The sequence below is a fragment of the uncultured Ruegeria sp. genome, from assembly GCF_947489545.1.
GTDB lineage: Bacteria > Pseudomonadota > Alphaproteobacteria > Rhodobacterales > Rhodobacteraceae > Ruegeria.
The window spans coordinates 48,536-61,399 of record NZ_CANLDZ010000024.1 but is presented as its reverse complement, the minus strand read 5'-3'; the positions used below and the strand labels follow the sequence as shown (position 1 = coordinate 61,399).

Sequence of the window (12,864 nt, the reverse complement as noted above, 5' to 3'; positions counted from 1 at the left end):
CCAATGATCCCAAACGCATGCTCAATCCCGTGCTTCTGCAAAACCTTAACAAAAGCCTCTTCCGTCGTCATCTTCATCTGAGTCGTCTCCGCGCATAAATGGGTGAAGCCGGACGGGCAGCCCAGCCTTTGAATTAGGTTTAGGCCCAAGGGGTGTCAGGGCGTTAGGGCCAGAACGAAAGGCGGATTAGGTCCAAAACCGTTTAACCCGCGCGAATGGTATCCGCGATCAGCTTCACGCCAGGCGTAATTTGTTGGGATGAGATGGACGAGTAGCCGAGGCGGTAGAAGTTCTGCGGCCGGTCTGGGCCTGAAAAGAACGGGGCACCCGGTTCAATATGAACACTTTGATTTTGTAGCTTTTGGGCAAGCCGGGCCGTATCGACAGAGTCCGGAGCCGCCATCCACATTGATGAGCCGCCCATCACGCCGCGCCCTGCCACCGTCAAACCGTGTTCGTCAATCGCCTTGTCCATAATGTTGCGCCGCTGCTCCAACTCTTTTGACATGCGCCGTATTTGTGCGTCGTAGTGGCCCAACGACAGAAAATACGCTGCGGTCCGCTGTATGTGGCCGGGTGGGTGACGTAGTACCAGCGACCGCAGGGCCCGTGCTTCTCGGATAAACGGCTCAGATCCGACCATGTAGCCAAGGCGTAATCCTGGGAACAGAGATTTTGAAAAGCTGCCCACATAGATCACGCGGCCGTCGCGGTCCATGGATTTTAAGGCCGGCGAGGGAGCCCCCAGAAATGCCATTTCAAATTCATAGTCGTCCTCAACCACCATTGCGTCCAGGTCTCGTGCGCGGTCGAGCAGTTGATTGCGGCGGCTCACAGGCATGGTCGCGGTTGTGGGGCTTTGATGGCTCGGCGTGGTGAATACGACGTCCGTATCCTGAGGGAGGGCCTCAGGCGGCAACCCGTTCCGGTCAACATCCAGCGGAGTCACTTTGCAGTCCCAGTGATTCAAAAGGCTCCGCAGGGCGTAGTAGCAGGGGTTTTCGATGACGGCGGTACGATTGTGGGTCAGCAGAATACGTGAGGCTAACCAAAGCGCGTTCTGGGCCCCCAAGGTAATCAAGATCTCTTCGGGGCGGGCGGTGATTCCGCGACGAGGGAGGGTGTGACGGGCGATGAATTCGACAAGCAGCGGGTCATCTTGATCCACGTAATCAGCTGTAAGCGATTCAAAATCTTTATGCCCCAGGGCACGCACCGCACAGAGCCGCCAGTTGGCGTGATCAAACAGCGTCCGGTCCACCTGCCCGTAGATAAAAGGATAGCTATACTCTCGCCAGTCACTGGGTTTCGGCAACACATCCGCGTCAACGAAACGACGTGCGAGTGCCGTGTCCCAGTCAACTGTTTCCGCTTGCTTTTGAACTGGCGTGTATTTTGGAGGAACCGGCGCGTTTTCTGAAACATAATAGCCTGAACGGCCTTTGGCGGTCAGGTAGTCATTGGCCAAAAGCTCGGTATAGGCCAGCGTTACAGTGATCCGGCTGACACCCAGATGGGCGGCCAGTTTGCGCGACGAGGGCAGCTTCTCTCCGACGTGAAAGCGGCCAGACAGAATACCCTCGGCGATCATCTGCTGGATCTGAGCCTGAAGCGTCCCATGCCCATTGAGTTCAAGAAAGAATGTGTCGACCGAAATCCCCATACCTGCTTATAGGGTGGACTTAAGAAGTGGGCAATCTGGACTTACGAAATACCGGAAACTTTCGTCTGCGGTTGACGTTGGCTTTCTAATAAACTAAATAACTAGAAAGTTAGTTATATGGAGAAATCAGATGTGGGAAACCGCGGCTGCCGGTTTTTCGGCAATGGGATCAGAAGCCCGGCTGAAAGTTCTGAAAACACTGGTTCGCGCCGGCGAGGCGGGTCTAACCGTTGGGGACATCCAAAACCGGACAGGAATAGCACCGTCTACTTTGGCGCATCATCTACGGTTTCTTGCGGCGGGCGGGCTTGTCGAGCAAGAGAAGATCGGGCGCAGCACGATCAACCGGGCTTGTTATGGTGAGCTGAGAAATCTGGCGCAGTTCATCCTCAGCGAATGCTGTGCGGACGAAGTTGGAAAGGCGGCAAACGATGGCTGAACTGACGCAAAACCCAAGAGTGGTGGCTAAGGGCGCGCTTGACCTGATCAAAACACCCTGGGCCTTGATCGTCGCACTACTTGTTGCCGTGGCCATTTTGGATCCGGGCAATTGGGTGGAGGTCATCACCTTCGCCGGAAAGGCTTTGGCCCATACCGGCCAGTACATCCTGTTTGCCGTCTTGTTGTTATCCTATCTGAAAGCGACCGGTGCCGAGGTCATGGTGGCACGCGCATTTGAAGGCCGTGAAACCCGGATGATTTTTCTGGCGGCGTTGTTTGGTGGACTCGCCCCGTTTTGCTCGTGCGAGGTTATTCCTTTTATAGCCGGACTGCTGGCATTGGGGGCTCCGCTGTCTGCGGTCATGGCCTTTTGGCTAAGCTCACCGCTGATTGATCCACCGACTTTGTTGATCACCGCTGGCGCCTTGGGTTGGCCATTCGCCATTGGCAAGGCGGTTTCAGCGGTTGCGCTGGGTTTGTTCGGGGGGTTCGCCGTTCGCCTGTTGATGCGGCAGGGCGCATTTGCCCAGCCATTGCGAGAATACAAACCAGCAGGATGCTGTGGGTGCGGTCCCAAGCTTGACGAAAAACCGGTCTGGAAGTTTTGGCAGGATCCCGATCGCCGGGTTCGGTTTCGGGCAGAGTTTCTGCAAAATGGTCTGTTCCTGTTGAAATGGTTGGCTTTGGCATACGTGCTCGAAGCGCTTTTGGTCAGCTATGTTCCAGCCGACCTGATCGCTGGTGTTGTCGGCGGGGAAGGGGTTCTGCCGATTGTTATCGCGGCGCTGGTCGGGATGCCTGCCTATCTGAACTCCTATGTCGCACCGCCATTGCTGGCGGGCCTGATGGAGCAGGGCATGAGTGCAGGTGCGGCCATGTCATTTATGGTTGCTGGTGCAGTCAGCTCGATCCCGGCAATGGCGGCAGTTTGGTCGCTGGTAAAACCGCGCGTCTTTGCGACGTATCTTGGGCTTGGTGTTGGCGGCGCGATTGTCACCGGGATCCTGTTCCAGATGATCTGAAAGAAAAAGCCGCCCGGTATATTGTCGGACGGCTTTTCGTATCTTCTGGCAGGTTCAACCCGCCTCGCAAAACCGTGGCAGTTTGAACCTGTATCTGGGTTCGCCACTCTCTACATAGACGCGTTTTTCGATGCACGCGCTGGTTCCAACCGTTTGCGATATAGGGGCTTCGGTCGACGTGATCGAAGCGGCACTGCCATCTGGCAACCGAACCGAGGCGACGACCCCGTTTTTGAGGTCCCCGTTGATTGGTGTTGCCGACAATACCGGGACGGTCATGAAAGAATGGTGCTCGTGCTTCCCGTCGTCACCCAATAAAACCAATGTGGTAACGATTGCGATCATTAACGCACCACCCGCTATTCCCAGCCCCCAGGTCTTCAGAAAGGCATAGGTTGAAACGGCACGGTGCGGTCCAAGAAGTGCAGACAGAACGGTCAGCATGGGGTTTCCGAACAAACAGGAACCGGCCTGTTCGGGCCGGTATATTTAGGAATCAAGGACGGGGTTCGTCTTCGTCGTCGTCGCTGCCGCCTTTGGGCAGGTTGAAGAAGCTGTCAGCGTCCACGATAGGCTCGTCGTCTTTTTCATCTTCTGGATCATCTGAAAGAGAAAAGGTTTCCAGCCCTTCAATAGCCGTCGGAATTTTCGGCGCGGCATCCATCTCAAGCGATTGTTCAGTCGACACCAGTTTGCGACGCTCATCATCGCTCATGACGCCACCTTCGGCGGCCTTCTTGGCGGCAGCCTTTTGCACGATCATGTCCAGTTCCGACTGTTTGCACAGACCCAGAGCAACCGGATCAATCGGCTGCATATTGGAAATGTTCCAATGTGTCCGTTCGCGGATGGACTGGATGGTTGGCTTTGTGGTGCCGACCAGCTTGGCGATCTGACCGTCACTGAGTTCAGGGTGGAACTTGACCAACCACAGGATCGAGTTTGGGCGGTCCTGACGTTTGGACAGCGGCGTGTAACGGGGACCCCGGCGTTTTTCCTCACCAGCAGCAGAAGGATTGAACTTGAGCTTCAGCTTGTGCAGCGGATTGTCCTGCGCGGCGTCGATCTCGTCCTGGGTCAGTTGATTGTTGGTGATTGGGTCAAACCCTTTGACACCGGCAGCCACATCACCATCCGCGATGCCCTGTACTTCCAACTCGTGCATACCCACGAAATCACCGATCTGCTTGAAGCTGATCGTGGTGTTGTCCACCAGCCAAACGGCGGTTGCCTTGGCCATCAGAGGTTTTGCCATCAGACCGTCTCCTTTAAATACATCTGTCCCGTCGCCGGAATTCGGCGGCCTCGTTATATTGAGGCAGGTTTCCGTTGTCGGGGAACTTGGGCTGTATATAGTCACGCCAGCCAAAGAAGGGAAGAGGCGAATGCGCCAGGTGATTGCGGGGCTGGTACTGTGGGCGTTCGGCGCGATATCAGCGCTGGCCGATGGAGAGAAGGCCGGTGAGTTCGACTACTATGTCCTGTCGCTTAGCTGGTCGCCAAACTGGTGCGCGCGCGAAGGCGATGCGCGCGAGTCGGATCAATGCGACGCGCGCCATGACCATGGTTGGGTGCTGCACGGGCTTTGGCCGCAGTTTCATCAGGGCTGGCCGTCGTATTGCAGCACCTCAGAGGCGCCACCCACCCGTCGCATGACGGGGGAAATGCAAGACATTCAGGGCAGTTCCGGTCTTGCCTGGCATCAGTGGAAGAAACACGGTTCCTGTTCGGGTCTCAGCGCAACGGACTATTTCGCGTTGTCTCGTGCGGCGTATGAAAGCGTTCAGCGCCCGCAGGTATTCCGCAAGCTGGACACGTCGGTCAAACTGCCCGCGTCGGTAGTCGAGGATGCATTTCTGAAGGCTAACCCATCCTTGGCGCCCGATATGATCACCATCACCTGCAAACAGGGTTACATCGAAGAAGTTCGCCTGTGCCTGTCCCGCGATTTGAATCCCGTGCCCTGCGGCCGCGACGTGATCCGCGACTGCACGGCCGAAGATGCGCTGTTCGATCCGATTCGCTAGAGCGTCTTGTTCTGGCAGTCCCGGGCGTAATCCAACGCCTTGGCGGTGCCTTTCAGGTCGATCGCCATGACGACCTCACCCGCAGGGTTGTAAACGGTCATGGACTTGTTCTGGGCGATTGCATTGACGAAGTCGCGGTCGGTGAAAAACACCGTCGCGCCGGGCACGCGATCCTGTTTGAACCCGATGGCAGTAGCGTCATAGCTTTTCCCATCCAGCTCGAACCGGATCGGATAACTCTGTCCCGGCTCGATATCACCCCAAGCCTTATTGTAGACTGTGAAATAACCGCGATTGTCCAGCGCGTCATAGCCCAGGCGAACCACCGAGAGGTCCTGATAGACAGTCTGGATCAGGCAGCCATTGCCGAGGTTCGGGTCCATCATGATGTTCCACCCCTCGACAAAACCTTTGTCGATCAATTCCTGCGACCAGGCGGCGGTGGCAGTGAAAGTGGCTAAAATCAGGGCGAGAACACGGCTCATATAATTTGCTCCGGACAAATGTACGTTAAAGTCCCCTCTTCCTAACCGTTATCCTCTTCTGCCCCAACGACATTTTGAAATCTGAATGAGGATGCCATTCCGAAATGGGCAGGGGCTTTCTTGAAGCGGGTTAGTTTTCGTTGAATGCTTTTCGTATCTGTCGAGCATTGATCAGCTCTTCGCGGACTTCCATCCGAGGCCGCCAGTCGTATCGTTTATCGGCATCGAGCTTTGACCAGAACAAGACGCCACCGTACCGCCAGGGGTCCAGCAATATACCATCGTGCACTGTATCGCCTCGTTTGCTGATCACGGCCGAATGATGGATGATCCTGAAGTCTGTTGGCGGAGAGGTGGCCCAATGCATGGTCAGCGTGCGGAAGTTTTCCTGGTTCAGGCGTTTTTGAAGATCCTCGGCCCAGTCGTTGCAAAGACCACGTTCTCGAAATCCATGAATGACCTTGGCATTGTGAATGATTGGTGGATCTGTGACCCGATATTCCTGTGCGAGTTGAAGTGAATAGCTGTGCGCGATTTGGGCCGCTCGCGTGGCCTCTTCCGGATCAACATCTGGTCCAAGTCCGCGAATTTCCGACGCCAGCCCATCGATATCAGATTGCTGGGCAGTTGGCTTTGTGGTGCATCCAGCAAGTGTTAAGGCAAATGCTGCAACAATTAGCCATGCAAAGATCTTTGGCATCTTTTCTCCAATGGAACAGGCAGCGTGCGCCCTGTCTCAGTAAGTTTGGACATCTACGTGCTTGGGTTCGGGCGTAAGCTTCGTTGGTGATTTTCCAATTGGCAAGCCTCAGCCGTCACAGTTCTTTTCGTGCCCTGAGTGCTGCGGAAATCGTACCGTCATCCAGATAATCCAGTTCGCCGCCGATCGGCACGCCTTGCGCCAATGACGTCAGGCGCACCTGACCCTCCAACTGATCTGCGATGTAATGGGCGGTGGTTTGGCCATCTACGGTGGCGTTCAACGCCAGAATAACTTCGGTGATCCCTTCGGCTGTCACCCGGTCTTTAAGGCGGGGAATGCGTAACTCGTCTGGGCCAACCCCGTCCAGGGCTGATAGGGTCCCGCCCAGAACGTGATAGCGGCCTTTGAAGACTGCAGCGCGCTCCATGGCCCAAAGGTCGGCGACATCCTCGACCACGCAGAGCTCTCCGGTCGCGCGGACTTCGCTGTCGCAGATGTCACAGATGTCGGTGGTGCCTACATTTCCGCAGTTCAGGCATTCACGGGCAGTGGCCGCCACCTGCTGCATGGCGTCGGCCAGAGGTGTCAAAAGCAAAGCACGCTTGCGGATCAGGTGCAGCACCGCACGGCGGGCCGAGCGGGGCCCGAGACCGGGTAGCTTGGCCATCAGGTCGATCAGGTTGTCGATGTCGCTGTTCGAACTCACCGGCGCGCTCCCGTAAATGGGCCGGGCGTTGAGCCCGGCCGATAACCCGTCAGGCGGGTGTATCAGAACGGCAGCTTGATGTCTTTCGGCAAGCCCATGCTTTCTGTTAGCCTGCCCATCTCATCTTGCGAGCGTTCAGCGGCCTTGGCCTGTGCGTCTTTGATCGCGGCCAGGATCAGGTCTTCGACCACTTCCTTGTCGTCCCCGTTAAAGATCGACGGGTCGATGTCCAGACCTTTCAACTCGCCTTTTGCCGAGGCAGTGGCCCTGACCAACCCTGCGCCGGATTCGCCGACAACCATGATGTTGTTTAGCTCTTCCTGCATATCCGTCATTTTGGTCTGCAAATCCTGTGCGGATTTCATCATCTTGGCCATATCGCCCAGACCGCCGAGTCCTTTGAGCATCGCTGTTCTCCTGCAAATCGGTTTGAGCCTTAAATACGGACGGCATCCGTGCGGCACAAGGGGCGAGGGGCTTCCCGCCCGTCGTCAAGGTATTTGGCAAGGCCCTTCTTACCGTTGAGCCCCGGTTTCGTTTCATCCAGTTTGGACAGTTTGGACGTCAGTCTTCCTCGAACGGATCCCATTCGTCCTCAACTTCGGGCAGGGCTTCTGTCTCGACCTTTGCTGCCCGTTGTTCCGGCGTTTCAATTCTAGTGATCCGGGCTTTGGGAAACTGCGTCAGAACGGCTTGAACCAAAGGATGTTCAGATGCAGTTGCTTTCAAGGCCAATTCGGAAGCATCGCGCACTTCACCAATAGTGGGCGCATCACCATGCGACACAATCGAAACGGCCCACCGATTGCCTGTCCAACGTTGCAGCGCGGATCCCAAACGAGGGGCCAAGTCTGTTGGGGCGGGTGCAGCCGGCGTAAACTCGATGCGACCCGGCTGGTACGAGACAAGGCGCACCCCGTTTTCAACCTCGACCAGCAACTTTACATCCCGATTTGAGCGGATCATTTCGACAACGTGCTCGAATGTTGGATAGCGCGCGAGTGCTGCTTGCACATCCTGCGCAAGCGCGGCAACAGGCGCACCGCCCGACCCGTGTGAGGCCGGTATGGCAGACGTCGAAATTGCGGCACTCGCCTGAACGGGAGCAGTGCTTTTTCCAGACACCGGGACACCTCCGCCCAGTCCACCAACAGTCGGAGGTGGCGAGTCTTGCAGCCTCTTGATCAGCTCTTCGGGGCTTGGCAAATCGGCCACATGGGTAAGACGAATGACAGCCATTTCCGCCGCCATCATGGCGTTCGGGGCTGCGGAGACTTCTTCCAGCGCTTTCAGCAGCATTTGCCACATCCGTGTCAGAACGCGCATTTGCATCGCCTCGGCCATTTGTTGACCACGGGCGCGCTCGTCCGGTGATACTGTCGGATCCTCGGCTGCATCGGGTGTGATTTTCACAACCGAAACCCAGTGTGTGATCTCGGCCAAATCGCGCAGGACTGCCAGCGGGTCAGCCCCTTCGGCATATTGACTGCTCAACTCTGTCAATGCCCCTGCTGCATCACCGCGCAGGATCATATCCATCAGATCCAGTACGCGTCCGCGGTCTGCCAGACCCAGCATGGCGCGCACCTGATCTGCGGTGGTCTCGCCCGCGCCATGAGAAATCGCCTGATCCAACAAAGAGGTAGCATCACGCGCCGAGCCTTCAGCGGCCCGCGTGATCAACGCCAGCGCGTCATCTGCAATCTCGGCGTTTTCGGCCGCTGCTATCTTGCGCAGCAGGCCTATCATGTCTTCGGGTTCAATCCGACGCAGGTCAAATCGCTGACAGCGCGACAGAACCGTAACCGGAACCTTGCGAATCTCGGTGGTGGCGAAGATGAACTTCACATGTTCAGGCGGCTCTTCCAACGTCTTGAGCAGCGCGTTGAAAGCGCTGGTCGACAGCATGTGAACTTCGTCAATGATATAAATCTTGTAGCGAGCGCTGGCGGCGCGGTAGCGGACGCTGTCGATGATCTCGCGAATATCGTTCACACCCGTGCGGCTGGCGGCGTCCATCTCCATAACGTCGACATGACGGCCTTCCATGATGGCCACACAATGTTCGCATTGCCCGCAAGGTTCGGTTGTTGGTTTGCCTTCGCCGTCGGAACCGATGCAGTTCATGCCTTTGGCGATTATGCGTGCGGTGGTGGTTTTCCCCGTGCCGCGGATGCCCGTCATGATGAAGGCTTGCGCGATCCGATCCGCCTCAAACGCGTTTTTCAGCGTGCGCACCATTGCGTCCTGACCCACCAGATCAGCAAAGGTTTCCGGGCGGTATTTGCGGGCGAGAACCTGATAGGCGGGGCTGGGTGCGTCGGTCATGTTTACTCTGGCGGATTCGGGGCTTCGGCACAGCGTAGTGGTCACCATCGCCCGCGTCCACAGCAGCGTGCGAGGATTTTTATTTTGGAATCGGACCGGATGCGCGTATTGCTAGAGGGGTACATTTCACGAACTATTTTTCGCGACGGTAATTAAAGGGGGGAGAGCGTTACATGTCTCAGCTGGTGATCTACGCCTTGCAAGTTGGAGGAGGCACGCTTGCCCTTACATCAATGCCCGGTCGCGGCGGGGACTACGCAGGTGATCTGGACACAATCTCGAGCTGGAAGCCGGGTCTTGTGATTTCTACGGCAACCGAAGTCGAGATGTTTCAGGCCGGCGCGCAGGACTTTGGCAGCGATATTCAAAGTCGGGCTAGCCGATGGGTTCATCTGCCAATCGAAGACTTTAACGCGCCACCCCGCACCGTTCTGGATGAATGGCCGTCCGTCAGCTCTGCCGTGCGCCATGCCTTGTCTGGAGGCGGTCGTGTCATGCTGCACTGTAAGGGCGGTTGCGGCCGGTCGGGAATGCTTGTTCTACGGCTGATGGTCGAATGTGGCGAACAGCCCGACAAGGCGCTGGTACGATTGCGCGCCTTGCGCCCCTGTGCCGTCGAAACAGACGAACAAATGGCATGGGCCGTCGGTTCGACCCTGGAAGAGGTGAGCGTCAGATCAGGTTGAGATTTGCACGGCCATCTGCACGGGTTCGCGAGGTTTAAGAGCCAAAACCTCGAGCATTGCGCAAGGCGGCGTTGCGATGATCCCGGATGGCATGGTCTGGATATCGGTGCCAAAGATCATGTTGGCATAATCGTCCAGCTGTTTGGTGTTTGCCGCGGCATCGGTGCCGCAAAACACGCGCATCTGATCGGGCTGGGCCCGAAACCGCGCAGTGCACCCCTCAGGACAATAGGTCAACTCGCTGCTGCCTTCGATTTCGAATTCCGAAGTGGTGACTGGATGAGCTTCTGCCATAGCCTGTGCCATCGCGCGCGCCATTCGGGCCAGTGCAGGGCATGTCTTGCCTGTCCGTTGACAAACGGTTGCTGTGTATTCGTGGGTTCTTGTCTTCCAGATCATCTTGCGCCCTCTGCGCGGCGGACAGGGGCTTGGATCAGGCAGGACGGCGGTGTGCTGTCAGGACCTGCCCGGACACCCCGCCCGAGTTTCGGTTACAGTTCCGATGGCAGGTCTCCTGACTTGCGGGTCATCGCTTTGCCGACCTTCCCGGCCATTGGGCCAGTGGTATTTCGGCATTGCTTTCCGCTTACAGTTGCGGGGGCAGTCGCGGATTTGGATCGTCCGGAGTATCCGGTCAGAACCGCACCGTGTTCCCTTTTCATCCCGACCCCTAGTAGGGGGCAGGAACCATCACACAATCGCTAGCGTCTGATTGTGCCCTGAGTCAAGCTGGACTTTATGTCTTGCGCTCCTACTCAATCCCAAGCGGACGTGTGGTCAACCTGAACTGGTGTTGACTCGGGTACAGGAATTGGTGCCATTTGAGCGTGGTGAACCGATTGGTTCAGTTTTTCCGAGGTCGCTATGTTGGACACACAGCAAAGGGTATTGACCGAAGACTTTCGGTTCCCGTCCGGGCCGGCGATGCTTTCGGCACGGCTCTATCGGCCAGTTTCCGAGCCAGAAATCGTTATTGTTCTAAACAGCGCAACCGGAGTTCCACGAGATTACTACCGATATTTTGCGCAGTGGCTGGCGGAAGAACAGGGCATGGCCTGCCTGACATATGACTACCGGGACTTTGGGCACTCTCTATCCGGAGATCTCAACAAATCCACAGTCACTATGGCAGACTGGGCGCTGATTGATATGCCCGCGGCCAGGGCCGAGATGCGCCGGCGCTTTCCGAAAGCGAAGCAATGGACCATCGGTCACTCGGTGGGCGCGATGCTGGGCCCGGTTCAACCCGACATTAGTCAGATCGACCGAATGATTGGGGTATGTTCGGGGCTGGTCACACTGAAAGATCACCCTTGGCCGTATCGTGCGCTGGCGTGGTTGTTCTGGTATGGGCACGCACCCTTGCTTGCGCGTCTTTTGGGGTACCTGCCAGGAAAGGCCATCGGGTTCGGCACGGACCTGCCAGCTTCGGTTTACTGGCAATGGCGCAAATGGTGCACGGCGCCATTGAATTACGTTCCTGAAATAGGCCTCGATTTACCGGCGGTCAAATGGTCAGAAACAGGAACTCCCGCAGACCTGTTTGCCTTCGAAGATGACGAGATGGTCCCTCCGGACGCAGTGTGGCGGCTGGCGGATCTTTACGGCCCTGACACCAAACAGCATCTTTTGTCTGCGTCTGAGTTTGGTCTAACCGAAGTCGGTCACATCGGGGCGTTTGCCCGCCGGAATGCGGCTGTCTGGCCTAGGTTGATAGCGTAAGGGATGGGCGCCGAAAACTCGGCGCCCAGATATCATCGGCCGTTGCGAGAGTTTTTGTCTTTCATCACCGAACGGACCATTTTGCCAAACGCCTTGTCGCGCGCGCGGGACTGGGCCACGGTTTCCGAGTTTCGCTGATCCTCACGTCGCAGTTTTCTCCATCGTTCCAGACGCGAAGCGTCCAGCACGCCGTCTTCAATGGCACCTTGAACTGCGCAATCTGGTTCCGCGATATGCTGACAATCCGAGAAGCGGCACTTGCTCGCCAACTCTAAAACGTCTGAGAACACCTCATCCACGCCGTCTTGCGCGTCTAGCAAACGCAAGGCACGCATTCCGGGCGTGTCAATCAGCCAGCCACCGTTTCGCATGCGATGCAGCGCGCGTGAGGTTGTCGTATGTCGACCATGCGCATCATCTTCGCGAATGCCTGCGGTTGCCTCGTCTTGACCCGTCATCCCATTGGCCAGTGTCGTCTTGCCGACCCCCGAAGATCCAACCAGCGCTGCGGTCTGGCCGGACGGGCACCAGGACAGGACCTGCTGGACTTCTGTCTGATCCAGCGCGTTGATTGCAACAACCGTCACAACAGGTGCCAAAGTCTGAGCTTGAGCAATGTATGTGTTCGGATCATCGCATACATCGGCCTTGGTCAGCACAATGACCGGATAGCATCCAGCTTGATTGGCCAGTGCCAAGTATCGTTCCAACCGGGGTAAGTTGAAATCAGCATTGCACGAACTGACAATAAACAGCACGTCGACATTTGCTGCTATCAGTTGCGCTTCGGCGCCGGTGCCGGCTGCGCGGCGTTTCAGGACGCTGCGCCGATCCAGCAGGGTCCGAATGCGATTGTGTTCGTCCGCCAGCACCCAGTCTCCGACCGCATAATCGCCTGTCGGTCGGTCAAGGGTGAGCAGAGGTGTTTCGCCATCCGTGCCCAGCCCGGTCAGGCGATCGCGATGAACGGCTGTGATACGAAACGGTACGCAAGACGAATTGGCCGCGTGTTGTGCGGCAAAGTGGTGGGACCATCCCAGGTCCGATAGAAATATGGACATTGTTCTGCCTGTGTTCAGGT

At 57.0% G+C, this 12,864-nt stretch carries 15 protein-coding genes and 1 riboswitch; of the genes, 5 read left to right on the top strand and 10 right to left on the bottom strand.

Features of this window, described 5'->3' with window-relative positions; genetic code table 11:
* Positions 1-202: 202 nt before the first annotated feature.
* Entirely contained in the window at positions 203-1,663 is a 1,461-nt protein-coding gene (locus tag Q1B13_RS23360) for a PLP-dependent aminotransferase family protein (RefSeq protein WP_299084768.1), read from the bottom strand.
* Between the two features lie 130 nt (positions 1,664-1,793).
* On the opposite strand from Q1B13_RS23360, the gene Q1B13_RS23355 reads away from it, so the two are divergent.
* Together Q1B13_RS23355 and Q1B13_RS23350 are read left to right on the top strand one after the other, a co-directional pair.
* Positions 1,794-2,102 (top strand): helix-turn-helix domain-containing protein, encoded by a 309-nt coding sequence (locus tag Q1B13_RS23355; protein WP_298937769.1) that lies wholly within the window; start codon positions 1,794-1,796, stop codon positions 2,100-2,102.
* The gene (locus Q1B13_RS23350; RefSeq protein ID WP_299084765.1) at positions 2,095-3,126 is read left to right on the top strand and encodes a permease; all 1,032 of its coding nucleotides are present in this window, start codon (positions 2,095-2,097) and stop codon (positions 3,124-3,126) included. Before Q1B13_RS23355 ends, Q1B13_RS23350 begins: the two co-directional genes overlap by 8 nt.
* Positions 3,127-3,180: 54 nt before the next feature.
* Here Q1B13_RS23350 and Q1B13_RS23345 read toward each other — a convergent pair whose 3' ends face one another.
* Both Q1B13_RS23345 and Q1B13_RS23340 read right to left on the bottom strand, forming a co-directional pair.
* Positions 3,181-3,570 (bottom strand): hypothetical protein, encoded by a 390-nt coding sequence (locus Q1B13_RS23345; RefSeq protein WP_299084764.1) that lies wholly within the window; start codon positions 3,568-3,570, stop codon positions 3,181-3,183.
* 52 nt (positions 3,571-3,622) lie between these two features.
* Positions 3,623-4,381 carry a DUF1013 domain-containing protein gene (locus Q1B13_RS23340; RefSeq protein ID WP_298937772.1) on the bottom strand — a complete coding sequence of 253 codons (759 nt, stop codon included), beginning with the start codon at positions 4,379-4,381 and terminating at the stop codon, positions 3,623-3,625.
* 130 nt (positions 4,382-4,511) lie between these two features.
* On the opposite strand from Q1B13_RS23340, the gene Q1B13_RS23335 reads away from it, so the two are divergent.
* Positions 4,512-5,153 carry a ribonuclease T2 gene (locus Q1B13_RS23335; protein ID WP_299084762.1) on the top strand — a complete coding sequence of 214 codons (642 nt, stop codon included), beginning with the start codon at positions 4,512-4,514 and terminating at the stop codon, positions 5,151-5,153.
* On the opposite strand, the gene Q1B13_RS23330 is transcribed toward Q1B13_RS23335, so the two are convergent.
* The 5 genes from Q1B13_RS23330 to Q1B13_RS23310 all read right to left on the bottom strand — a co-directional run bounded on the left by Q1B13_RS23330 (position 5,150) and on the right by Q1B13_RS23310 (position 9,423).
* Positions 5,150-5,638, bottom strand: coding sequence for a hypothetical protein (locus tag Q1B13_RS23330; protein WP_298937774.1), 489 nt, complete (start codon positions 5,636-5,638; stop codon positions 5,150-5,152). The two genes, Q1B13_RS23335 and Q1B13_RS23330, sit on opposite strands and share 4 nt — an antisense overlap.
* A gap of 130 nt (positions 5,639-5,768) precedes the next feature.
* Entirely contained in the window at positions 5,769-6,338 is a 570-nt protein-coding gene (locus Q1B13_RS23325; RefSeq protein ID WP_299084760.1) for a hypothetical protein, read from the bottom strand.
* Positions 6,339-6,453: 115 nt separating this feature from the next.
* A complete protein-coding gene (recR, locus tag Q1B13_RS23320; protein ID WP_299084758.1) occupies positions 6,454-7,047 on the bottom strand; it encodes a recombination mediator RecR in 594 nt (197 codons plus the stop codon).
* Positions 7,048-7,109: 62 nt separating this feature from the next.
* A complete protein-coding gene (locus Q1B13_RS23315) occupies positions 7,110-7,454 on the bottom strand; it encodes a YbaB/EbfC family nucleoid-associated protein (RefSeq protein ID WP_299084756.1) in 345 nt (114 codons plus the stop codon).
* A 157-nt stretch (positions 7,455-7,611) separates the two neighbouring features.
* Positions 7,612-9,423, bottom strand: a complete 1,812-nt coding sequence (locus Q1B13_RS23310) for a DNA polymerase III subunit gamma/tau (RefSeq protein WP_299084755.1) — start codon at positions 9,421-9,423, stop codon at positions 7,612-7,614.
* 125 nt (positions 9,424-9,548) lie between these two features.
* Between Q1B13_RS23310 and Q1B13_RS23305 the strand changes: the two genes are divergently transcribed.
* Entirely contained in the window at positions 9,549-10,061 is a 513-nt protein-coding gene (locus Q1B13_RS23305; RefSeq protein ID WP_298937779.1) for a protein-tyrosine phosphatase family protein, read from the top strand.
* Here Q1B13_RS23305 and Q1B13_RS23300 read toward each other — a convergent pair.
* Positions 10,053-10,460 carry a hypothetical protein gene (locus Q1B13_RS23300; protein WP_299084752.1) on the bottom strand — a complete coding sequence of 136 codons (408 nt, stop codon included), beginning with the start codon at positions 10,458-10,460 and terminating at the stop codon, positions 10,053-10,055. The two genes, Q1B13_RS23305 and Q1B13_RS23300, sit on opposite strands and share 9 nt — an antisense overlap.
* A gap of 87 nt (positions 10,461-10,547) precedes the next feature.
* Positions 10,548-10,768: riboswitch (cobalamin riboswitch) on the bottom strand.
* 157 nt (positions 10,769-10,925) lie between these two features.
* Here Q1B13_RS23300 and Q1B13_RS23295 point away from each other — a divergent pair.
* Positions 10,926-11,783 carry a hypothetical protein gene (locus Q1B13_RS23295; RefSeq protein WP_299084749.1) on the top strand — a complete coding sequence of 286 codons (858 nt, stop codon included), beginning with the start codon at positions 10,926-10,928 and terminating at the stop codon, positions 11,781-11,783.
* Positions 11,784-11,815: 32 nt separating this feature from the next.
* Here Q1B13_RS23295 and rsgA read toward each other — a convergent pair whose 3' ends face one another.
* Complete coding sequence (rsgA, locus tag Q1B13_RS23290; RefSeq protein WP_299084746.1) at positions 11,816-12,844, bottom strand: ribosome small subunit-dependent GTPase A; 1,029 nt, start codon at positions 12,842-12,844, stop codon at positions 11,816-11,818.
* Positions 12,845-12,864: the final 20 nt, after the last annotated feature.